At 43.2% G+C, this 22,681-nt stretch carries 26 protein-coding genes; 16 read left to right on the forward strand and 10 right to left on the reverse strand.

Features of this window, described 5'->3' with window-relative positions; genetic code table 11:
• Window positions 1-44: 44 nt before the first annotated feature.
• Window positions 45-1,376 (forward strand): L-lysine 6-transaminase, encoded by a 1,332-nt coding sequence (gene lat / locus E2R65_RS02900; RefSeq protein ID WP_134334967.1) that lies wholly within the window; start codon window positions 45-47, stop codon window positions 1,374-1,376.
• A 193-nt stretch (window positions 1,377-1,569) separates the two neighbouring features.
• A complete protein-coding gene (locus E2R65_RS02905) occupies window positions 1,570-2,010 on the forward strand; it encodes a hypothetical protein (RefSeq protein WP_134334968.1) in 441 nt (146 codons plus the stop codon).
• Between the two features lie 216 nt (window positions 2,011-2,226).
• Here the strand turns inward: E2R65_RS02905 and bshB1 are convergent, their stop codons facing one another.
• From bshB1 to E2R65_RS02920, 3 genes are read right to left on the reverse strand one after another with little or no spacing between them, the layout of a single operon-like run.
• Window positions 2,227-2,952: a bacillithiol biosynthesis deacetylase BshB1 gene (bshB1, locus tag E2R65_RS02910; protein ID WP_134334969.1), complete on the reverse strand. Its 726-nt coding sequence runs from the start codon at window positions 2,950-2,952 to the stop codon at window positions 2,227-2,229.
• A gap of 6 nt (window positions 2,953-2,958) precedes the next feature.
• Window positions 2,959-3,465, reverse strand: a complete 507-nt coding sequence (locus tag E2R65_RS02915; RefSeq protein ID WP_134334970.1) for a glutathione peroxidase — start codon at window positions 3,463-3,465, stop codon at window positions 2,959-2,961.
• A complete protein-coding gene (locus E2R65_RS02920; protein ID WP_134334971.1) occupies window positions 3,466-4,083 on the reverse strand; it encodes a DUF4294 domain-containing protein in 618 nt (205 codons plus the stop codon).
• 107 nt (window positions 4,084-4,190) lie between these two features.
• Between E2R65_RS02920 and E2R65_RS02925 the strand changes: the two genes are divergently transcribed.
• The 8 genes from E2R65_RS02925 to E2R65_RS02960 all read left to right on the forward strand — a co-directional run bounded on the left by E2R65_RS02925 (window position 4,191) and on the right by E2R65_RS02960 (window position 11,278).
• A complete protein-coding gene (locus E2R65_RS02925; protein ID WP_134334972.1) occupies window positions 4,191-6,413 on the forward strand; it encodes a RelA/SpoT family protein in 2,223 nt (740 codons plus the stop codon).
• Between the two features lie 133 nt (window positions 6,414-6,546).
• Window positions 6,547-7,017 carry a Fur family transcriptional regulator gene (locus tag E2R65_RS02930; RefSeq protein WP_134334973.1) on the forward strand — a complete coding sequence of 157 codons (471 nt, stop codon included), beginning with the start codon at window positions 6,547-6,549 and terminating at the stop codon, window positions 7,015-7,017.
• Between the two features lie 2 nt (window positions 7,018-7,019).
• A complete protein-coding gene (locus E2R65_RS02935) occupies window positions 7,020-7,313 on the forward strand; it encodes a DUF6922 domain-containing protein (RefSeq protein WP_121246966.1) in 294 nt (97 codons plus the stop codon).
• On the forward strand, window positions 7,268-7,897 hold the full coding sequence (locus E2R65_RS02940) for a nucleotidyl transferase AbiEii/AbiGii toxin family protein (protein WP_134334974.1): 630 nt from the start codon (window positions 7,268-7,270) through the stop codon (window positions 7,895-7,897). The genes E2R65_RS02935 and E2R65_RS02940 overlap by 46 nt, the downstream gene beginning before the upstream one ends.
• Window positions 7,897-9,174 (forward strand): adenylosuccinate synthase, encoded by a 1,278-nt coding sequence (locus tag E2R65_RS02945; protein ID WP_134334975.1) that lies wholly within the window; start codon window positions 7,897-7,899, stop codon window positions 9,172-9,174. The genes E2R65_RS02940 and E2R65_RS02945 overlap by 1 nt, the downstream gene beginning before the upstream one ends.
• Before the next feature lie 176 nt (window positions 9,175-9,350).
• The gene (locus E2R65_RS02950; protein WP_134334976.1) at window positions 9,351-10,619 is read left to right on the forward strand and encodes an anthranilate synthase component I family protein; all 1,269 of its coding nucleotides are present in this window, start codon (window positions 9,351-9,353) and stop codon (window positions 10,617-10,619) included.
• Between the two features lie 54 nt (window positions 10,620-10,673).
• Window positions 10,674-10,916 (forward strand): hypothetical protein, encoded by a 243-nt coding sequence (locus E2R65_RS02955; RefSeq protein WP_134334977.1) that lies wholly within the window; start codon window positions 10,674-10,676, stop codon window positions 10,914-10,916.
• Window positions 10,898-11,278 carry a type II toxin-antitoxin system VapC family toxin gene (locus E2R65_RS02960; RefSeq protein WP_134334978.1) on the forward strand — a complete coding sequence of 127 codons (381 nt, stop codon included), beginning with the start codon at window positions 10,898-10,900 and terminating at the stop codon, window positions 11,276-11,278. Before E2R65_RS02955 ends, E2R65_RS02960 begins: the two co-directional genes overlap by 19 nt.
• Window position 11,279: 1 nt before the next feature.
• Here the strand turns inward: E2R65_RS02960 and E2R65_RS02965 are convergent, their stop codons facing one another.
• From E2R65_RS02965 to E2R65_RS02985, 5 genes are all read right to left on the reverse strand, one after another.
• Window positions 11,280-12,029 (reverse strand): YqjF family protein, encoded by a 750-nt coding sequence (locus tag E2R65_RS02965; protein WP_134334979.1) that lies wholly within the window; start codon window positions 12,027-12,029, stop codon window positions 11,280-11,282.
• A 178-nt stretch (window positions 12,030-12,207) separates the two neighbouring features.
• Window positions 12,208-13,011 (reverse strand): M48 family metallopeptidase, encoded by an 804-nt coding sequence (locus E2R65_RS02970; RefSeq protein WP_134334980.1) that lies wholly within the window; start codon window positions 13,009-13,011, stop codon window positions 12,208-12,210.
• A gap of 6 nt (window positions 13,012-13,017) precedes the next feature.
• Entirely contained in the window at window positions 13,018-13,665 is a 648-nt protein-coding gene (gene plsY / locus E2R65_RS02975; protein ID WP_134334981.1) for a glycerol-3-phosphate 1-O-acyltransferase PlsY, read from the reverse strand.
• Between the two features lie 176 nt (window positions 13,666-13,841).
• A complete protein-coding gene (gene nadC, locus E2R65_RS02980) occupies window positions 13,842-14,702 on the reverse strand; it encodes a carboxylating nicotinate-nucleotide diphosphorylase (protein WP_204986269.1) in 861 nt (286 codons plus the stop codon).
• Window positions 14,703-14,730: 28 nt separating this feature from the next.
• On the reverse strand, window positions 14,731-15,108 hold the full coding sequence (locus E2R65_RS02985; RefSeq protein WP_158285203.1) for a DUF4783 domain-containing protein: 378 nt from the start codon (window positions 15,106-15,108) through the stop codon (window positions 14,731-14,733).
• Window positions 15,109-15,191: 83 nt separating this feature from the next.
• Here E2R65_RS02985 and gpmI point away from each other — a divergent pair, with 83 nt between their 5' ends.
• A complete protein-coding gene (gpmI, locus tag E2R65_RS02990) occupies window positions 15,192-16,745 on the forward strand; it encodes a 2,3-bisphosphoglycerate-independent phosphoglycerate mutase (RefSeq protein WP_134334984.1) in 1,554 nt (517 codons plus the stop codon).
• Window positions 16,732-17,286: a hypothetical protein gene (locus E2R65_RS02995; protein WP_134334985.1), complete on the forward strand. Its 555-nt coding sequence runs from the start codon at window positions 16,732-16,734 to the stop codon at window positions 17,284-17,286. The genes gpmI and E2R65_RS02995 overlap by 14 nt, the downstream gene beginning before the upstream one ends.
• A gap of 4 nt (window positions 17,287-17,290) precedes the next feature.
• On the opposite strand, the gene E2R65_RS03000 is transcribed toward E2R65_RS02995, so the two are convergent.
• Entirely contained in the window at window positions 17,291-17,920 is a 630-nt protein-coding gene (locus tag E2R65_RS03000; protein WP_134334986.1) for a tetratricopeptide repeat protein, read from the reverse strand.
• A 231-nt stretch (window positions 17,921-18,151) separates the two neighbouring features.
• Between E2R65_RS03000 and E2R65_RS03005 the strand changes: the two genes are divergently transcribed.
• On the forward strand, window positions 18,152-19,147 hold the full coding sequence (locus tag E2R65_RS03005; protein WP_134334987.1) for a sterol desaturase family protein: 996 nt from the start codon (window positions 18,152-18,154) through the stop codon (window positions 19,145-19,147).
• On the opposite strand, the gene E2R65_RS03010 is transcribed toward E2R65_RS03005, so the two are convergent.
• A complete protein-coding gene (locus tag E2R65_RS03010) occupies window positions 19,148-19,804 on the reverse strand; it encodes a LysE family translocator (protein WP_134334988.1) in 657 nt (218 codons plus the stop codon).
• Window positions 19,805-19,992: 188 nt separating this feature from the next.
• Between E2R65_RS03010 and E2R65_RS03015 the strand changes: the two genes are divergently transcribed.
• The 3 genes from E2R65_RS03015 (at window position 19,993) to E2R65_RS03025 (ending at window position 22,645) form a co-directional block, all read left to right on the forward strand.
• Window positions 19,993-21,747 (forward strand): MFS transporter, encoded by a 1,755-nt coding sequence (locus E2R65_RS03015; protein ID WP_134334989.1) that lies wholly within the window; start codon window positions 19,993-19,995, stop codon window positions 21,745-21,747.
• Between the two features lie 73 nt (window positions 21,748-21,820).
• Entirely contained in the window at window positions 21,821-22,276 is a 456-nt protein-coding gene (locus E2R65_RS03020) for a deoxycytidylate deaminase (protein ID WP_134334990.1), read from the forward strand.
• A gap of 66 nt (window positions 22,277-22,342) precedes the next feature.
• Complete coding sequence (locus E2R65_RS03025; protein ID WP_134334991.1) at window positions 22,343-22,645, forward strand: GIY-YIG nuclease family protein; 303 nt, start codon at window positions 22,343-22,345, stop codon at window positions 22,643-22,645.
• The last annotated feature ends 36 nt before the right edge of the window (window positions 22,646-22,681 follow it).

Here is a 22,681-nt window from a genome sequence, read left to right on the forward strand (position 1 = left end):
ATTTAAGGCATTTTATTAGATTTGTTTAAACAATTATAACCTATATGTACGAATTAAATGTAAATCCGCAGAACGTTCAGGCTGCGTTAAGCAAGCATATTTTAGCTGATGGTTTCGACCTTACCTTCGATATGGAAAAAAGCCGGGGCGTTCATATTTATGATGCTAAAAACAACCGCACCCTGCTTGATTTTTTTACCTGCTTTGCATCCGTGCCGTTAGGTTATAATCACCCCAAAATGCTTAACGATGAAGGTTTTAAAAAAAACCTGCTGCTGGCAGCATTAACCAATCCGTCAAACTCTGATATCTATACCGAACAATACGCACAATTTGTAGAAACATTTGGCCGGGTAGGTATCCCCGATTACCTGCCCCATGCTTTTTTCATAGCCGGCGGATCTTTAGCGATAGAGAATGCGCTTAAAGTGGCGATGGATTGGAAGGTACAAAAAAACTTTGCCAAAGGCCACACCACCGAAAAGGGCTTTAAAGTGATCCACTTTGAAAACGCATTCCATGGCAGATCTGGTTACACTTTAAGCTTAACCAATACCCAGCCGGTTAAAACCAAATGGTTTGCCAAATTTGACTGGCCAAGGGTATCCTTGCCCGAAGTGCACTTCCCGCTTACGGCTGATAAACTTGATGACCTGCTGGCCCGCGAAGCCGCATCCATCGCCCAGATAAAACAAGCCTTTGCTGATAACAAGGATGATATTTGCGCGATCATCATCGAGCCCGTACTATCTGAGGGCGGCGATAAGCATGTACGCCAGGAGTTTTTAGAGCAACTGCGCACACTGGCCGATGACAACGAGGCAATGCTGGTTTATGATGAAGTGCAAACCGGCGTTGGCCTTAGCGGTAAATTTTGGCTGCACCAGCACTTCGGCGAAAAAGCCCGCCCGGATATTCTGGCCTTCGGTAAAAAAATGCAGGTGTGCGGCATACTGGCCGGCAAAAAAGTAGACGAGGTGGAAAACAACGTTTTTAAAGTGTCATCCCGCATCAACTCTACCTGGGGTGGCAGTTTGGTAGATATGGTGCGTTCCTCCAAAATAATGGAGATCATAGAAGAAGACGGCCTTTGCGACAAAGCCGCCCAAACCGGCCAATACCTGCAAAATTGTTTAAAAGATATTGCCGCAAAAAACAGCATGGTAAGCAATGTGCGCGGCAAAGGCCTGCTAACCGCCTTTGATTTCCCGGATGCACATACGCGTAATACCTTTATAGATATAGGCCTGCAAAATAATATCATGTATTTAGGTTGTGGCGAGCGCAGCATCCGTTTCAGGCCGGCGCTTATTATGGAGAAAGAGCATATTGACGAAGGAATGCAAATGCTTCAAAATATATTGCCTAAGCTATAAGTACACTGTAATAATATTGCTACAAGTGCCTGTTTCAACATAAACAGGCACTTTTTTTATTTATGATATACTATAATTGCACAGCGGCGTTAATAATATATGCATATAATAATTGCAGATGCATGTTATTTATAACTATTTAATTACGTACATATTATAACAGATTTATAAAACATAGAGCTTTAAAAAGAGGATGAACAGACAAATTGAAAAATTAAAGAAACAACTTACAGAGATTGCTGAGGTTGTTAATTCTTTCCAGTCTGAAGCTGTGCAGGTGAGGGTTGTTGACAGGCTTTTAGACGAGATTATGGAAACGGAGAAGGGGGATACGGAAGGAGCTGATATTTTCAATAAAAGGGGCCGCAGGCCATCCAGGGAGAATGAAGTGACCGAGCTTACCCAGGGCCGTAAAAAGCTGGGGGCTACCAAGGTGCTTAATCAATTGCTATCCAGCGATTACTTTAAAACACCGCATTCCATATCGTCCATTGCAGATTATTGCAAAGAAAAATTCGACTCGGATTTTAAAACATCAGAGCTATCGGGCATACTGTTAAAGCTTGCCAAAGAGAACAGGCTTAAACGCGAAAGAAGCAACGAGAACAACCGCTTCGAGTACGTAGGCGTTTAACAAAACAAGGCCGCTCAAATTGAGCGGCTTTCTTTTTTGGTTGAATTATTGAGTATGGAGTTTGTGCAATTTCCTCCCTCGGTAAGATGCAGGAAGGATTTCATGAATAATGTATAAACCCCTCCCTCCCTATGCGCAGCCCTACTCGCCCCTCCCAAGGGCGAGAATAGAATTATCTATTTCGATCTCTAATCTCCAAACACTAATCTCTAATAACTACCGCAGATCAAACAAATTATCTACTCCAAGTATTTTTCGTGAGGTAAAACCTTCACCGTATTTGGTGTTGATGCTTTTGCCAAACTCGCGGCCGCGGCCATTGATCTGTTCAATAAAATCAGGAGAAGAAATGTAGGTTTGGGGCTCATCCTCACTATAATCCGGGCTGTGGAATTGCGAACTATAGGCGTAAACACTTTCGATCTTCTTGTCCCAAAACTCAGTTACATCCACAATAATATCGGGTTTAATATACCTGTCTTGTATAAAATGCAGCACCTGCGTTGGGCGCCATGGCTCCTGCGATTGCCCGTCCTCAAAAGTTTCTATCCGCCGCAAGCCCGATAAAAAGGCTGCTGCCTCTACCAGTTCGTTAGCCCGCCCATGATCCGGGTGGCGGTCATGATAAGCGTTGGTGATCACAATTTCCGGCTGATACTTGCGTATAGCGGCAATAACCTTTAGCTGATACGCTTGGGTGTTGGTAAAAAAACCATCGGGCAGGGCCAGGTTCTCCCTAACGGCAAGGCCCAAAATACGGGCGGCCTTTGCGGCTTCCTTATCACGGATCTCTGCCGAGCCACGGGTGCCGAGTTCGCCGCGGGTAAGGTCGGCAATGCCCACCTTGTGGCCAAGCTTTATATGTTTTAACAGGGTGCCTGCGCAACCCAGTTCGGCGTCATCCGGGTGTACGGGTAAAACCAGAATATCTAATTTAAGCATAAAATATTATTTTTCGGGTTCAGCAGTTAACAGGCGCTGTATCCTCTTCCTGATCTTGGCTGATGTGGGTTTGGTGAACGGATAAAAAAAGTCGGCCAGGTGCCCGTTCCTGTCAATAAGGTATTTGTGAAAATTCCAGCGGGGTTTAGAATTGATCCTGCCGTTCTCGTTCTTATCCGCTAAAAACTTATAAAGGGGTATGGCATACTGCCCCCTCACCCTTGCTTTTTCAAATATGGTGATGTTACTGCCATAATTGCTGCAAAAGGTTGCAATAGCGTCGCCTTCAAGCGGCTCCTGGCCGCCAAAATCATTTGAGGGGAAAGCCAGTATCTCCAGGTCTTTGTCGCCAAATTCTTTTTTAAGATCGGTAAGTTCCTGCAGTTGGGGGGTAAAGCCGCATTGTGATGCAATGTTTACAATAAGGATCACCTTGTTGCTGTAACTGGCAAGGCTAACCTGTTCGCCGTTCAGCTTTTCTACTGTAAACTGGTAAATGCTATCTTTATCCATTTAATTAGAGCTGGAAACATAACCGGCGCTATTTAAAATAGCCTCGATGTCGTGCTCTTCGGTAGCATCATATGTTTCTTTTAAATTATGCCCGAAAAGGCGGGCAACAGATTGGAAAAGGAAAGCGTTAAACCCGCCTTTAAGTTCTTTAGCTAAGGCAAAGCTGGTATTACCTGTTTCGCGGCTAACCAGTTTTATCAGTACCTCGCCCTGGCTTATCGTTAAATTTTTAATATCCTTGTTAAACAGTGTTTTTATCTCGCTTTCGCAGGCTTTCATCAGTTCCTTCTGCTTTTTTTTATCACCGGTAAGGGCAAGGTCGCGCTGCAGCTGGCGGTAGCGTTGCCCCGCAAAACGCGCATAAGGCAATACCTTAAGCACATTGTAGCGCAGGCGCAGGTAGTTTAGCCTATCCTGCTCGCTGGCAAAAATACGTGTGTCAACAATACGCACCTCGGGCGCTACGATCCAGGGCACCAGTTCACCGTCAAGTTTGGTCATGTAAACTTTGGTGGTATCATTTTTGCCAAGTATTACAGGCTTTGCAGGTTGATCATCCTGGGCTTTTAAAGTGCCCAGTGCGCAACAAAACATCAAAAGCAAAACAATAAATTTCATATTTTTACCTGATACAAAATTAACGCATTTTATTTTGTTATTTTATAATTACCCGCAATAATAATTATTGTTTACGGGTTTATGATATATAATACGCAAACTGTTACATGAAAGATTTAGTGATTGACCTGGAAGCCGAAAAAAAAGAGATCCTGAAAAGGTACCGGGCATTGCTGCGTGCAAGTAAATCTACCCTGCAAAAGGGCGATAAACGCATGATACGCAAGGCTTTTGAAATGGCCCTGGAAAGCCACAAGGATATGCGCCGTAAAAGCGGCGAGCCCTATATATACCACCCTATTGCGGTAGCCCAGATAGCTGCCGAAGAGATAGGCCTGGGTACCACATCCATTGTGTGTGCGCTGCTGCATGATGTGGTAGAAGATACCGATGTTACGCTGGAAGATATTGAACTGGAATTTGGCAAAAAGGTAGCCAAGATCATTGATGGGCTTACCAAAATATCGGGAGTATTTGATACCAACAGCTCGCTGCAGGCCGAAAACTTTCGGAAGATGCTGCTTACCCTGGCAGATGATGTGCGGGTGATCCTGATAAAACTGGCCGACAGGTTACACAACATGCGTACGATGGAGTTTATGCCGCGGGATAAGCAGCTGAAGCTGTCATCAGAAACGGTGTACCTGTATGCCCCCCTTGCCCACCGGCTGGGTTTATACGCCATAAAATCTGAGTTGGAAGACCTGTCCATGAAATACATGGAGCGCGAAACTTACCAGTTCATCAAAAACAAACTGAACGAGAAAAAAACCGAGCGCGAAAAATTCATTCGTGATTTTATTGACCCCGTAAGCAAGGTATTGGCCAGCCAGGATGTACACGGCGAACTTTTCGGCCGCCCAAAATCCATCCACTCCATCTGGAACAAGATGAAGAAAAAGGCCATCCCGTTTGAGGAAGTGTATGACCTTTTTGCCATCCGGATCATACTGGACAGCACGCCCGAGAATGAAAAGGCCGATTGCTGGAAGGCCTACTCGATAGTGACCGACCTGTACCGCCCTAACCCCGACAGGCTGCGCGACTGGATCTCATCGCCCAAAGCAAACGGGTACGAATCCCTGCATACCACTGTTATGGGCCCGCGCGGGCAATGGGTAGAAGTACAGATCCGTACCAAACGGATGAACGAGATTGCCGAAAAAGGTTTTGCCGCCCATTGGAAGTACAAGGAATCATCTACCGATAGCGGGCTTGACCTATGGGTGCAAAAGGTGAGGGATATGCTGAAAAATCCCGACTCTAACGCCCTCGACTTTCTGGATGATTTTAAGATGAACCTGTTTAGCGACGAGATCTTCATCTTTACCCCAAAAGGCGCGCTGATACAATTGCCGCTGAATGCAACCGCCCTGGATTTTGCCTTCGAGATCCACACCGATGTGGGCGCCAGCTGTATAGGCGCCAAAGTAAACCATAAACTGGTGCCGTTAAGCTATAAGCTGCAAAACGGCGATCAGGTAGAGATCATCACATCGGGCAAGCAAACGCCCAAAGAGGACTGGCTGAACTTTGTGGTTACGGCCAAAGCCAAAGCCAAAATAAAATCGGCCCTTAAGGAGGAACGCCGCAAAATTGCCGACGACGGTAAAGAGATACTGGAGCGTAAGATGAAATCTATCAAGCTTACCTACAACTCCGAAAACCTGCACAAACTGAGTTACTACTTTAAGTTAACTTCTACGCAGGACCTGTTTTACAATGTGGCCAAAGGCCTGATTGATATGAAGGACCTGAAAGAGTATCAGGCGTCGGAAAAGATCATTGAGAACAAACCGCAGGATAAAATTGAGCATGAGCAGCTGCAGAGTATCGTACGTAATATTAAAACAAAAGATAGCGATGTTTTACTTTTTGGCGAGGACCTGCAAAAGATAGATTACAAGCTGGCCAACTGCTGTAACCCTATTCCCGGCGATGATGTATTTGGCTTTGTAACTGTAAGTGATGGTATCAAGATACACCGCACCAACTGCCCTAACGCTGCCAAACTGATGGCTAACTACGGTTACCGTATTGTAAAAGCTAAATGGACCAAACAGCTGGAACTGGCCTTTTTAACCGGCCTGCGTATTACGGGTATTGATGATGTTGGTTTAATAAATAAGCTTACTACCGTTATATCTAACGATTTTAAGGTGAACATCCGCTCGATCACAGTTGATAGCGATAACGGCATCTTTGAAGGATCTATCATGGTTTACGTGAACGATACCGAGCACCTGGATAACCTGATCAAAAAACTGAACCAGGTGAAAGGCATCACCTCCGTTATCCGTTTTGATTCTGTTGTTGAGAAAGCATCTTAAGTATTATATAACTACTGAGTTATTGGGCAGGAAATTACTTATTAACATCCGATAGCTACGCCTGCAACTTAATCAACAGAATCAGCTAAAAACTAAAATAATTAATACCTTTGCTTTTTGTTAATTTAACATTATGCCTGTACAGGAAACCATTGCGCTGGTAAAAAAGATTTTTGAGGCCTATCTTGAAAATAAAAGCCTGAGGAAAACCCCGGAGCGTTTTGCCATATTGGAAGAAATATACTCAAGGACAGACCATTTTGATGTGGAATCGTTATACATCCACATGAAAAATAAAAAATACCGCGTAAGCCGCGCTACGGTTTACAACACCCTTGAGTTACTGGTATCATGTGATTTGGTTACCAAGCACCAGTTTGGTAAAAACATGGCCCAGTTCGAAAAATCATACGGCTACAAGCAGCACGACCATATTATTTGCATTGATTGCGGCAAGGTAGTTGAGTTTTGCGATCCGCGTATCCAGCAGATCCAGAGCATGATGGGCGATATTTTAAAATTCGAAATAAAACATCACTCTTTAAACTTATACGGTAACTGCACCAAACTGCGCGAAGGCTTTTGCGATAGAAAGGTATCGTAATAATGAATAAACCTATTTTAAGTAAACAAGCATTTTGGGATGTTGATATGGATAGTATCGACTTTGAAAAGCATGCTGTACATGTAGTTGAAAAAGTTATAGAAAGAGGCAAAGCCGAGGATTTTGATAACTTGCTAAAATTCTACGGGTTCAAAAAAGTTGGAGAGTTAGCTCAACAAGCACATTGGTTATCTGACATTAGCATAAATTTTTGCTGTACTTTATTTAAGATTAAACCTACCGATTTTAGATGTTACGAAAAGAAACAGTTGAACCAGCAACACTGGAACTTCTAAACAAACTTGTTTCGATAAAAGAGTTACAGCAATTTAGATTGGTAGGCGGCACCGCACTCTCACTTTTCTACGGACACAGAAAATCGATTGATTTAGACTTGTTTACCGACTCCCAATTCGAAAAAGATCTATTAGTAGAAACATTAAATGATAATTTTGACAGGATTATCACCACAAATGATAGATCTAAATTAATTTATCAATGCATTATAAACAATGTGAAAGTTGATTTTGTAGCGGTAAAGGACCCTTTTCTTTATCCGGCACAAATTGTTGATAATATACCGTTTGCCGATATTAAAGATTTAATAGCTTTGAAGCTTAATGCTGTAAAAGGCCGGGGGGTAAAAAAAGACTTTTGGGATATAGCAAAACTTTTGCAATTCTTTTCGTTTGATGATCAATTTCAATATTATCATGATAGATATCCATATGATGATACCTTTGCAGTTATCCGGTCTGTAGTTTATTTTACCGATGCAGAAAACACTATTGACCCGGAATGTTTAGATGGTATGACTTGGGATAAAGTTAAAATCACAATTACAAAAGCTTTAGACGAATATTATAAAAAGAAAAATTAATGGCTGTTGACGTATTATTAGGCCTCCAGTGGGGCGACGAAGGTAAAGGTAAAATTGTTGACGTACTAAGCGCAGGTTATGACCTGATAGCTCGTTTCCAGGGCGGGCCCAATGCCGGCCACACTTTAGAATTTGAAGGTAAAAAGTTTGTACTGAACACCATCCCTTCGGGCATTTTCTTTGATAACACCATGAACCTGATTGGTAACGGTGTGGTTATTGATCCTATCACCCTTAAAAAAGAACTTGATAAATTAAAGGATGCAGGGCACGACCTGCTGGCTAAAAAGAATTTGATGATCGCTAAAAAAGCACATCTTATTTTGCCAACCCACCAACTGCTGGATGCCGCATCTGAAAAGAAAATGGGCGACGGTAAAATTGGTTCTACCTTAAAAGGTATCGGCCCAACTTATATGGATAAAACCGGCCGTAATGGCTTACGCATCGGCGATATTACCCTAACGGATTTTAAAGAAAAATATCAGAAACTGGTTGATAAACATACCTCGATGCTGCAAGCCATGTATGGCGAAGTAGCTGATTTCAGCGAGCGCGAAGCAGCATTTTTTGAGGCTATTGAACTGATCAAGCAGTTTCCGCTGGTTGATAGCGAGCATTTGGTTAACCAATATATTAAAGACGGTAAAAAAGTACTGGCAGAAGGTGCACAAGGCGCTATGCTGGATATTGATTTTGGATCTTATCCGTTTGTTACGTCATCAAACACAACTGCTGCAGGCGCTTGTACCGGTTTAGGCATTGCCCCAAAACAAATTGGTGATGTAATTGGCATTTTTAAAGCTTATTGTACCCGCGTGGGTGGCGGCCCCTTCCCTACCGAATTAAATGATGAAACCGGCGAAGAACTACGCCGCATTGGCCACGAGTTTGGCGCTACCACCGGCAGGCCACGCCGTACCGGTTGGATTGATTTACCTGCATTAAAATATGCTATTATGCTTAACGGTGTTACCCAAATGGTAATGACCAAAGCGGATGTGCTAAGCGGTTTTGACAAGATTTACGCCTGCACACATTACAACTATTTAGGCGAACAAATTGATTACATGCCGTATGATATTTGCTCGGTGGATGCCGTGCCCGTATTAAAGGAAATTGATGGCTGGCACGAAGATATTACCGGCATCAACGAACTGAACGAAATTCCCGCAAAACTGCAATCATACATTGAGTTTTTAGAAGCCGAACTGCAAGTGCCTATCAAATGGTTATCTGTAGGCCCGGATAGAAAACAAACCTTGGTATTGCACTAAGAAAAGAAAAGTGCGGCGGCATTGCGCAATTCCTTCCCTCGGGAAGGAGGAGGAAGGGGTTTCGTCGCTTTATTAACCCTCCCTGCCCTCCCAGGGGAGGGAATTAAAAATTTAAAAACATATAAAAGGCCTCGATTTATCGGGGCCTTTTATATTTAGTTATCTATTTTTGCCCTGTGATAACCCAGGTAACCGACGTAGCTGTATTTAAACAAAAGGCACTTGCCTGGGCCGCTACATTTGATACTGCCTGCTACCTGGACAGCAACAGCTTTAACGACCCTTACGGCAAGTTTGATACAATTATAGCTGTTGGTGCCAAAGCAGAACTAACGGCCACTGCAGGCGATGCCTTTGCACAGCTATCGGAATTTAAAAAAAGTAACCCTGGCTTTATTACCGGTTTTTTTGGTTACGACCTGAAAAACGAAACAGAGCAGCTCCAGTCAAACAATCCGGACCACCTTAACTTCCCCGACCTGTACTTTTTTGCACCTGAGATCCTGATCAGCGCACGAGAAAACACGGTCGAGATAATTGGGGAAAATGAAGAAGAAATTTGGATGGCCATAGAGCGTTTGAGTTTCTCTTCGGGCACACAAAAAGCCGCTGTTAACTTACAAGCGCGTTTCAGCAGGGATGAGTATATCAAAACGGTAGAAAAGATCAAAAACCACATTATCCGCGGGGATATTTATGTAACTAATTTTTGTCAAGAGCTTTATGCGGAAGATACGGAGATCGACCCGTTGTCTATCTTTAAAAATCTTAATAGCTTGTCGCCCACCCCATTTTCTACTTTTTTTAAGTGGAACGGCAACTACATGATGTGCGCCTCGCCGGAGCGGTTTTTGGCGAAACGGGGCAATAAATTGATCTCGCAACCCATAAAAGGTACGGCAAGGCGCGATGCAGACGACACCGTTGATAAAACCATTATTGAAGAACTGCGCAACCACCCCAAAGAACTGCAGGAAAACGTGATGATAGTAGACCTGGTGCGTAACGACCTTACCCACTCGGCCAAACCCGGAACAGTAAAAACCGAGGGGCTTTACGGCATCCAAAGTTTTAAACAGGTACATCAAATGGTATCTACCATAGTATGCGAATTGCGGGATGAGGTATCGGCTATAGACGCTATTAAAAACACCTTCCCGATGGGCAGCATGACAGGTGCACCAAAAATAAGCGCCATGCAACTGATGGAGCAGTATGAACGCAGCAAACGCGGCGTATATTCCGGCGCAATAGGTTATTTCAGTGCCGATGGAGATTTTGATTTTAACGTAGTGATCCGCACCCTGCTATATAATAGCGCCAAAAAGTATTTATCGTTTCAGGTAGGCAGTGCTATCACCTATCACGCCAATGCCGCACAGGAGTATGAAGAATGTTTGCTAAAAGCCAAAGCTATTTTAGAAGTGCTGGGGGGTAAAAGATAAGCACTAATTGTTCGTTCAATTTAAAATTGTTATTTTTACTTAAATCATAAAGCAATGTCATTACAATATATTTCTGATGATTCAGGTAACCACACTGCTGTAATTATCCCAATTAACGAATGGAATGAGATAACTGCAAAGCATGAGGATATAAAAACATTACTACAAGAATCTGTTGTTAAATCCGGGCCTAAGAAAAAACCGTCTGAATTCGCCGGGATACTTAATAAAGAACTTGCAAAGCAAATGATTGTGGATATTGAAAAAGATCGTGGAGAGTGGGAAAGACGTTTTTAATTGATACCAATATTATCTTAGAATATACAGGCGGAGTTTTGCCTGAAAATATCGTCCGGTACCTAAATACAATTATTGATAACAACGGATTTTATATATCGGTAATTAATCAAATTGAAATTCTTGGCCACCCTTCTGCAACTGATGAATTAGCTGACTTTTTAGATACAGCTATTATTCATCAATTAACAACTGATGTTATTAAACAAACTATAGCACTTCGGAAAATTAAAAGTTCAAAACTCCCAGACGTAATTATTGCTGCCACAGCTATGGTACACGGCCATGGTTTAATTACGCGCAACACCCGTGATTTTAAAAACATTCCGGATTTGGTGGTTATGAACCCATATCTACTCTAACTTACCCCGGCAGCACCGGGTCAAGCAACAGTTTATCCGCAATCCTGACAGCGATCTCAGACCCATTTGCCCAAAAGGCAGATACAGGCTTTTTATCCAGGTAAGGCACAAAGGCATCGCCGTATAACTCTTTTATATCAGCCTCAAATACAAAATCTGTCACCTCGGCAATGTGCCAGGCAATATGTTCTACCTGGTACTGCATAGTTTTGTAATCGGTAAGGCGGTTATAGCCCCAGTAATGCTCAAAAATAAATTCCTCGGCGCTGCCGGCTTTTATAGGTGTAAGGCTGTTGCGTACGGTAGCGCCCAGTTTGTTCCACTTGCCTTTCAGCTTCCATTCATACAAAAACTGTGTGTGGTTTGGCCCTTGTTTGGTGATAGAATGCCGCATCGGCAGCGTGCGGTAATGCTCTCTGTACAGATTATTGGCTATGAATACAATTACACTTTTAGGCACTATCTCGCTTACAAATACCGCCCCGCGTTTCCATTCCTTGCCATCGAAATGGCGTACGTAAAAACGCAGGTTAACTTCCTCAAAATTTACATGGAACGGCCATTTGATACCCAATACACGTGTATCCTGAAACATAAAACCTACCATACTTACCAGGGCCTTGCCTTCCCAAAGGTCAATTTCTGTAGCTGCGGGCAGGTAAGGTTTCAGTATCTCCGGGTCAACTTCATAGTTTAGCATCACCAGGTTACGCCATTGGGCGGTAAGAAAACGCGATTTAGAGGTAGCCATATGGATGTAGAAGTACAAATTACAGCATTTGTTTTACGTTATTCCTGGAATTGTAAGTTTGAGGTTGTCGAAGCCCTATCAAAGCGGCAAATGGTTCGACAGGCTCACGATGACATTGAGTATAAACAAAAAAGCCATCAGGAATCATCCTAATGGCTTAATAAATAGCTGTAATATCTTATTTCCCTTTGTAGTATTTCATCGCTTCGGGTATCAGCCTTTGTATATTGGCTATACGGGTAGCGTCGCTTGGGTGGGTACTTAAAAACTCTGGTGGCGCACCCTGGTTTTGCGCAGCCATACGCTGCCAAAAACTAACTGCCTGGCGCGGGTCATAACCAGCCATGGCCATAAAGGTAAGGCCCAGCCTGTCGGCCTCATTCTCTTTATCTCTCGAATATTTTAGGGTTGCCAGCTGCCCGCCCACGCCGTACAAGGTACCGATAAGGGCTTGCGTAGTTTGCGATTTGTTGCCGGTTGCAGCACCAACCGCCGCGCCGCCTGCCTGTACTGCCATTTGCTGTGAAAGTGCTTCGGCAGAATGATGGGCAATGGCGTGGCCAATTTCGTGGCCCATAACCGTTGCCAGGCCTGCATCTGTTTGGGTAACCGGCAAAATACCGCTGTAAACGGCAACTTTGCCACCCGGCATACACCAGGCGTTTACTTCTTTACTTTGTATCAGATTAAACTCCCATTGATAGTTATACTGGCTGCCGTAACCGTTATTTTTTAAATAACTATCTATAGCTACAGCTAACTGATTGCCTATACGTTTAACACGCTGGGCATCGGTACCTGTATTAACAACTTTTGTGCTGGGGTCTGATAAAAGGGTGCGGTAGCTTTGCGCAGCTGCCGGGTTTATCTGGTCGTCGCTAACTAAACTTAGTTGCGAGCGGCCGGTTAATGGCACTGTAGAACATGCGTAAGCGGCCATGGCTATCACAGCCAGTGCCATCAAAGGTTTAATTCTCTTCATGGTAAGTCAGGTGGTTTTCTTTTTAAATAAATTAACTTTCGACTCCTTACCCTTCAATAAACGTTCGATGTTTTTTTGATGCGTTACCAATACCAGTATAAATATACACATCCCATAAATTATGACCGATTTAACACTCACATGAAAAACAAATGTGATGCCGATTGGGTAGATAAACCCGGCCAATATTGATGAAAGCGATACATAACGTGTTATAAGCAACGTTGTAATAAAAACAGCAACGCATAGTAAGGCAGCCGGTAGGTTTATAGCTAATATCATTCCAAAAAGTGTGGCAATACCTTTGCCGCCCCTAAAACCCGCAAATACCGGGAACAAATGGCCCATAACGGCGGCTACACCCAATGCAAGCTGCAAATTTACAAACGCTACCGAATTAAATGGGCCGGTGGTAGCTGTACCTACCATGTAGGCCAGGTTAGTGGCTGTCCAGCCCTTTAAAATATCCAGCAGCATCACCGGGATCCCTGCCTTTTTGCCCAATACCCTAAAAGTGTTGGTAGCACCGGCATTGCCGCTGCCGTATTCGCGCACATCGATATTGTAAAAGGCCTGCCCTATCCATACTGCAGTAGGAATAGAGCCGAACAGGTAAGCAAGAATTAGCGCCGAGATCGAGTACACTGATAGCATCTGCCTGCAATATTATTAAATTGATGTTATATACCGCAATATATCATTATAATTTTTACCATTAGGCCTCTCCCTGCCTTCTCTAAACGGGAGGGTTCTGATACCCCTCTTTTTAAATTCTTATCATTATAATAAAGCACTCTCCTTCAGAGAGGGTTTGGGTGAGGCTTAGGCCGCTAAACCGCTTTTAAACTAAGGTCTAAACTTTTTACAGAATGCGTTAGCGCACCTACCGAAATATAATCAACCCCGCAATCGGCATATTCCCTTATATTATCTATCGTTATCCCGCCGGATGCCTCGGTAATATACTGCCCCTTTATCATGCTTACAGCTTGCCGCAGGTCTTCAAAATTAAAGTTATCTATCAAAATACGGTTTACCTTACCTGTTTGCAAAACCTGCTCCAATTCTTCCAGGTTGCGTACCTCTATTTCAATAGCCAGCTTTTTACCGGTATCTGCCAGATATTTGTTGGCATTTTCTATAGCCTGCCGTATCCCGCCCGAGTAATCGACATGATTATCTTTGATCAGGATCATATCATACAAACCAATACGATGGTTTACACCGCCGCCAATGCGTACGGCCCATTTTTCCAGGTAGCGCAAGCCGGGGGTTGTTTTACGGGTATCTAAAACTTTAGCAGTAGTACCTTCTAAAAGCGTTACAATATCGTGGGTTTTGGTGGCAATACCGCTCATACGCTGCATACAGTTAAGTACCAGGCGTTCGGCCTTTAAAATGGCCTGTGCATCGCCTTCCACTTCAAAAGCAACGTCTTTAGGTTTTACCCCGGCTCCATCATTTAAAAAAACGGTAACTTTAAGTTCAGGGTCAACCGTACGGAAAATTTCCTGCGCGAGTTCAACACCTGCCAGTATGCCGGTATCCTTTACTAATAATTTTGCTTTGCCTTGTGTGCCTGCCGCTATGGTTGCCAGCGAGGTGTGGTCGCCATCGCCAACGTCTTCCTTTAGGGCATTAACAATAAACTGGTGTATAATTTCTTTGTCCAAACCTTTGTTTTTTAGCATTTCAAAAGTAAGAACAATTGCGCATTAATTAGGTTTTTTCAGTTTCTACCCGCAACTCAATAATTTCCATCACTTTGTTAACTTCTTTAAGCGTGCAGGCTATCCTGAATTTACCCTTATCGGTAGTTAAAATGTAAACCGCAAAATTATAGCTGGGGTTAGAACTTACACGGTGCAGCAGTTTTACACCGTGGGGCTTATTCTCTTTAAAAAACTTGTCCAGTATCATCTGTGCCTGCGTTTTAGAGTAAACGCTGCTTTCGTTAGCTATGCTTACATCTACGCTGTTGGCAAAAAGCTGGGACAATTCTGTAGAGCTGCCTTTTTTGAGGTATTCGGCAATTTTTTCAATAGCATCCGCTTTTACGGCCAGGGGCAGCATAAACAGCAGAGCCAGCATCGGCATATATCTTAATCGCATCATCATATATATGACCAGTAAACTTAAGAATTATTGCACATTAAAAAAATAACGGGGCATTAACTACAATGTTTAAACGTTGCTTTTATATTTGCATTGTGGAAAACGTAAAAAAAGTTGCTTTAATTATATTGGATGGCTGGGGTTACGGCCGTAACGACAGATCAAACGCTATTGTAGCGGCAAATACGCCGTTTTTTGATGAAATGATCGCACAGTATCCAAACTCAAAGCTGGAAGCATCCGGCCTGGCAGTGGGCTTGCCCGAAGGGCAGATGGGAAACTCGGAAGTAGGGCACATGAACCTGGGCGCCGGCCGCGTGGTTTACCAGGAACTTGGCCGTATTAACAAGGCTGTTACCGATAACGAATTTGTACAGAACGAAACGATCCTTGCGGCATTTAATTATGCTAAAGAAAACGATAAAGACCTGCACCTGATTGGCCTGGTGAGCGATGGCGGCGTACATGCCCATATTAACCACCTTAAAGGGCTTACCACTGCTACCAATGCTTTAGGGTTAGAGAAAGTATTTATACACGCCTTTTTAGATGGACGCGATACCGACCCAAATTCGGGCTTAAAATTTATTACAGATTTAGAGCACCATATTGCCGATACACCGGTAAGGCTGGCATCTGCCATTGGCAGGTATTACGCTATGGACCGTGATAACCGCTGGGAGCGGGTGAAACTGGCTTATGATCTGATGGTTAAAGGCGAAGGCACCGCTACCGATAACATCCTTACTTCGATAGAAAAATCGTACGCGGATGGTGTTACCGATGAATTTATAAAACCCATTGTAAAGGTTGATGAAGACGGCCAGCCTGTTGCTGTTATTAAAGATGGCGATGTGGTGATCTGCTTTAACTTCCGTACAGACAGGGGCCGCGAGATCTCCCAGGCGCTTACCCAAAAGGAGTTCCCGGAGTATGATATGAAGCCATTGAACATCGAGTATGTGACCATGACATCATACGACGAGACCTTTAAAAATGTAAAGGTGGTTTTCCGTAAGGATGACCTGAGCAAAACATTGGGCGAGGTTTTAGAAAGCGCGGGTAAAAAACAGATCCGGATTGCCGAAACAGAAAAATATCCGCACGTAACCTTCTTCTTCTCGGGTGGCCGCGAAACCGAATTTAAGGATGAAAAACGCCTGTTAGTACCATCGCCAAAAGTGGCTACCTATGATCTGCAGCCCGAAATGAGCGCTGAAGGGATCCGCGATGCCATCATCCCCGAACTGGAAGCCGGCTGGCCTGATTTTGTTTGCCTTAACTTTGCCAATACCGATATGGTAGGCCACACCGGCGTATTCAGCGCTGTAATGAAGGCCGCCGAAACTGCCGATGCCTGCACCAAAGCAGTTGTGGAAGCCGGCTTAAAAAACGGCTATTCGTTCATCATCATTGCAGACCATGGTAATGCCGATTACATGATCAACGAAGACGGATCGCCAAATACGGCACACACTACCAACCTGGTGCCTTGTATCCTCATTGATAATGATGTTAAAGCGGTAAAGGATGGCAAACTGGGCGATATTGCCCCTACTGTGCTACAAATTTTAGGCGTACCCATCCCTGCAGAAATGACCGGTAATGTATTGGTATAACCCATTCAAAAAATATACGATTTATGCAAGCGTGCTGCTGCTTTTGGGCAGCAGCTACGCCTGTAACAAGCCCGAAATAAAAGAAACCGGCGCCGAGCTGAAATATTTTGACCTGAAAGGCTATTTTGAAAAAGAGGCTACCCGCCTTACTGCGCTAAACCCGCAGGTTGATAAAAGCGTTGCCCACAACGCCGAAACCGAAAGCAAAAATGTACGCATTGGCAGTTGGAAAAAAGAACTGAACCTTTTTACAGAAAGCGATATCAACAAACCCGCCTGGAAACTAAGTTACGATGTACAAACCAATGCCGACAGCACTGTTTATGCAGCCAAATACCCCGAACTTAAAACCCGCCGCATCGTGATCCGCAAAAAAGCCGGGCAGGTAAGCGAGATAGCTATCGTTAACAACACCCACAATATATTGTATAACACTACCGAAAAATTACAATACGCGCCTGGTAATTATTACCGGATAGAGAAAACGCAGAAGGTAAAAGTAATGGGAGGCAACAGCTATATGATTAAAGGTAAATTTTAGTGCCTTAATGATGCCCGTTGGCAGTAGCCAGTTTTTCTTTGGATATTTCTATGAGTGATGAAATATCAGACCGCCCCGGGTTATCGGCCAGCACTTTTTCCAGATCTGCAATAGATGCCTTTAATGAATTAATACCCCGTATCTTATCATAAGTATGCAGGCTTTTTGCATCCAGCTTAAATATGCCATACTCGCGGTAGGCAATGCCACGGGTTTGGTAACTCTTGCCATGGTCGTTAGGATCAATCGCTATCGCTTTAGTAAGGTCAAATATGGCGCCCAGTAAGTGCTTTTCGCGCTCTTGCGGCGATAAATAGGTATCTTTACCCAAATAGCCTTTTGCACGTGCACGGTAGTAATATGCCGATGCATCAACCGGGTTTATAAAAATCACTTTAGTGTAGGCGGCTATTGATTTGCGATAATTTTCGCTGTGATAGTAAGAATAACCCAGCATCCAGTAAGCGTTGGCGTTGGTAGAATCAACCATGCATGCTTTTTCCAGCTGTTTAACGGCAGCTTTAAAGTTGCCGTCCATAAAAGCCTGCTGCCCCAGCTTAACATAAGCGCTTTGCGCCGTTGCACTTTCCAGGGAACTTAAGATGAAAAAAGAAATTATAGCAGATAGCCTCATACTAATAAGCTGGTTTACCCATTAACAATACATTAACTAACAATGCAGCTAATTATTATATCGGGATTGCAATTTGTTAATAATTTTAGAATTGCGGGTAAAAATTTAATAAAACAGACGTAATATTATAATCCGACAGCTTAAGTACTTTACAAAGATTTGCATAATCCATTTTTGTTGAGTTAATTGCATAAGCACCCTAAATGCTGCAATACAACCAATTATAAACTTATGGATTTTTTAAAGGCTATCGTTAACGATTTTAAAGGCTTTTGGGGCCTGGGCGGCTTTTTAGATATTGTCAAATCTGGCAACTATGGTAAATTCCTTACTTATGAGGGCATTGTATCATTGCTGGTGCCGTTAACGCCCCTGTTGCTGCTGCTGGAGATCATTCGCGCGGCTTTTTACAAAAAGTTCAGGGTAATTAATTATAAGGTATCCTTTTTTACCTATGTTTTAAATTCATTTGTGGGCCGGGTGATCTCTTTTGCCATGGTTGGCTTGTGTATAAAATGGTTTTTACCCATAGCTATATTTAAAACTACTTTTACCTGGTACTGGTTTATATACGGCTACATCATCTGGGAGTTTGCACATTTCATCTATCATTATCTGGCACATAAGGTACGCATCTTGTGGTGCCTGCACTCCACCCACCACGCGCCCGAAACCATGAACCTATCGGTAACCTACGCCCACTTCTTTTTAGAGGGGCCTTATGCCGATCTTATCCGTACCAGTATCTGCATTTTGCTGGGTGTAAACCCGGCCATGCTGTTTGTAATTATGTTTGTTGATGGTTTTTGGGGGGCTATGATCCACGTGGGCGAAAACATTATTGAAGACGGCCGGCTGGGCTTTTTAAATAACATCATTCTTACCCCGTCGCATCACCGGGTGCACCATGCCCGCAACGTAGTGTATATGGATACCAACTTTTGCAACCTGCTAAATATATGGGACAAAGCCTTTGGCACCTATTATCCCGAAGACCGCAGCATCCCTATTGAATATGGTATTAGCAGGCCGATGATCAAAAACAGCTTTCTGGATGCCTACTTTGGCGAGATCGTAGCCCTGGCCAAGGATGTTTACCGGGCGCCCGGCATCAAAAACAAAGTACTTTACATTTTTATGCCCCCCGGCTGGAGCCATACCGGCGACCATAAGATGACCAGCGTAGTGCGCAAAAAATACTTTGAGGAATTAAAGGCGCAAAAATAATTAAGATACCGCCGGTGCCGAAAAGATAAAGTGGGTAACCAGCCTGTCTATCAATACCAGCGAGGCGATGATAAGGGCAATGCCGGCAATTTCGTTTAAACGGTGCACAAATTTAGGCGATATTTTTTCGCGGAGTTTGTTGGCGTAAAATGCTTTGACCGTATCCAGCCCAAACTGGATGATGAGGATGGTTAAAAACATTACCGCAATTTTTAGCGTACGGTTATGGATGCCTGCATGGAACTGGGTGCTCGCTACGCCGATAACTACCGTCCAGTGCAGTAGCACGGTGGGGTTAAAAATGCACATTACAAAGCCTTTAAAAAAGTAGCCTGCATGGTTTATTTTGGTGGGTATGGTATTATTGTAATTAACATCGGCTTTTTTAAAGATGTAATAAATACCGATAGTAAAAAGGATGATGCTGCCTACAATGCCTGCTATGGTTTTATCGTGTGCGGTTACATCAAAATACTGCGAACCGAAAAGGATGGCACCCACAAAAACCATGTCGCTGGTTACTACGCCAAGGGCGAGTGATAAGCCTGCATGGAAACCTTTTTCGATACTGGTTTTTATCAGCGCGAAAAAAACCGGGCCTGTTATAAACGTAAGTACTAATCCAAATCCGATCCCCGAAATAATGGCTTCTATCATTATATAGGCTTAAATATCCTGTATTATCAACAGTTAAAAAATCAGGACACTAATATGCAACTTTTATCTGTTAAACAACAAAAGTTAAATGTTGTGCTTTATATTTTGAAAAAATTATAGCCATAATTATAAAATTTGGTTTATGTTTATTGTTTCAAATACACCAATAGTATTAACCTAATTAAGTAATGGAACAAAACAATACCAAAAGCTATGGATCGGCATTATATACGCTGGCTACAGCTTTCTTTTTCTGGGGATTTTTAGCGGCCTCTAACGGTATATTCATACCGTTTTGCAAGGCGCATTTTGATTTAACCCAATTTGAATCTCAACTGATCGACTTCACTTTTTACGGAGGATATTTTATTGGCTCGTTAATACTTTATTTTGCTTCGGTAGCTTCTAAAATTGATATACTTAATAAAATAGGTTACAAAAATGGTATCATATACGGTTTACTGATATCTGCCGTAGGCGCATTAATTATGATACCTGCTATCAACTCGGGGTCGTTTGCGTTTATACTGGCTACCTTTTTTGTTATCGCACTTGGTTTTTCTTTACAGCAAACGGCTGCAAACCCATTTGTTATTGCACTTGGCAGCCCCGAAACCGGTTCTAACCGCTTAAACTTTACCGGTGGGGTAAATAATTTTGGTAGTATTATGGGCCCGGTGGTGGTAAGTATCGTGCTGTTTGGGTCGGCAAGTAAACTGATCGAACCGAAAGACGTCCAGATCTCTTCGGTAAACAATCTTTACTATATACTGGCAGGCTTATTTTTAGCTGTGGCTTTGTTTTTCTGGGTATCAAAATTACCTGTTGTAACTACTGATGAGAAGATAGAACCCAGCACCAAGGCCAATAAGCCTTTAGCCATCATCTTTGTAGCCTTTTTATTGATACTGGTGGCAGGGCCGGTAAGTACACATTTTGGTGTGGTTAATGCCAAAAGCCACGGTATTGTATTAGATAGCAAAGCGATTGAAAAATATAGCAGTACAACGCTTGAGCAAATAGCAAACCTTAAAGTTGATGATAAGCTAAAAGCCGACCTAAGCTTTTTTTTACAGCGTGTTAACCTGTACAAATCCTTTATGGTTTATGCATCGCTGGCCATCATTTTATTAACGTTAGTATCAACCGTATTTAAAAGCGGTAAAAGTAAAGAAGGCTGGGGCGCTATGCAATATCCGCAGCTGATATACGGCATGCTGGCCATTTTTACCTATGTAGGTGTTGAAGTAACCATACAAAGCAACATGGGCGCGCTGTTAGAGACCAAAGAATTTGGCGGGTATAACTCATCAACCATTGCACCATTCATTTCTTTATACTGGGGTAGCCTGATGATTGGCAGATGGACAGGGGCTATCGGCGCCTTCAAGCTGTCAAAAACTGTTAAAATATTATTAACGGTAATCGTGCCTTTTGTTGCTTTTGGCGTTGTGTTGGGCGTAAACCACTTAAGCGGTACCAACGTTAGCAATTTATATCCTTATGCCATTTGCGTGGCTGTGCTAATTGTAGGCTTTTTATACGGGCAGCAAAAACCTATCCGCACACTTGCCGTATTTGGCATTTTAGGCGTAATATTTATGCTGATAGGCCTGGCCACAACAGGTATGGTTGCCGTGTTTGCATTTACAAGCGGCGGCTTATGCTGCTCCATCATGTGGCCGTCAATCTTCTCATTATCAGTAACGGGTTTAGGTAAATATACCAGCCAGGGCTCGGCGTTGTTAATTATGATGATATTGGGCGGTTCGATCATCCCGCCGGTACAAGGGATACTTGCAGATACCAGCGGCATACACATGTCGTACTTTGTGCCGGTTATCGGTTTTGCATACCTGGCATTCTTTGCCTTTAAAGCAGGCGCGATACTAAAAAAACAAGGTATCAATATGGACCATGTAGAAGTATCCGGAGGACACTAATTAGTGAATAGCGGTTGGTGAGTAGAGATTTGTTATCTCCTAACCTCTATTCTCCAATCTCTAACTAACTACTATGAAACCCAGTTTCGAACATATTTTTATGAATCTGGCAACCGACCTGGCCAAACGCTCGCACTGCGTTAAGGCCCAGGTCGGTGCCGTTTTAGCTAAAGATACGCGCATTATCTCCATCGGTTATAACGGCCCGCCTGCAGGCACCCATAATTGCGATGTGGAATGGCCGGAAACAGGCTGCGCGCGTGATTCTAAAGGCAGTTGCTCGCTTGCCCTGCACGCCGAAGAGAACGCCATTCTGTACGCCGTAAAAAATGGCGCCAACCTGGAAGGCGCTACACTTTATACTACACTATCGCCATGCCTGCCCTGCGCCAGGCTTATTTTTTCGGCCGGGATTAAACATGTTTACTTTGATAAATCCTACGCCAGGTACAAAGGCCTGGCCAGCGATGAGGGCGTTGATTTCCTGAACAGGTTTGGCGTAAATGCCGAACAATTTACTGGGGAATAGGTTTACCACCATGTCATTTCGAACGAGGTACGAGGAGAAATCTTCTACAAGCAACAGGTATCCGCCATGTGGAATTATAATTATTACGTATATATCACTACAAATCACGATAAAACGGTGTTATACATAGGTGTTACCAATGATTTAAATAGAAGATTATTTGAGCATCGTGAGAATAAAGGCACAGGTAAATCATTCACTGCAAAATACTATTGCTATAATTTAGTGCATTACGAACATTTTTTTAATATAGAACATGCCATTGAACGAGAAAAAGAAATAAAGAAATGGCGACGAGAGAAAAAAGATGCATTAATTAATTCAACCAATCCTGATTGGAGATTTTTAAACAACGAAGTAATAGGTTGATAGTAAAGTTAAGCCTTGCAACCGTTAAAGCTTGGC

Origin of the sequence: Mucilaginibacter phyllosphaerae, assembly GCF_004378255.1 — a bacterium.
GTDB classification, from domain to species: domain Bacteria; phylum Bacteroidota; class Bacteroidia; order Sphingobacteriales; family Sphingobacteriaceae; genus Mucilaginibacter; species Mucilaginibacter phyllosphaerae.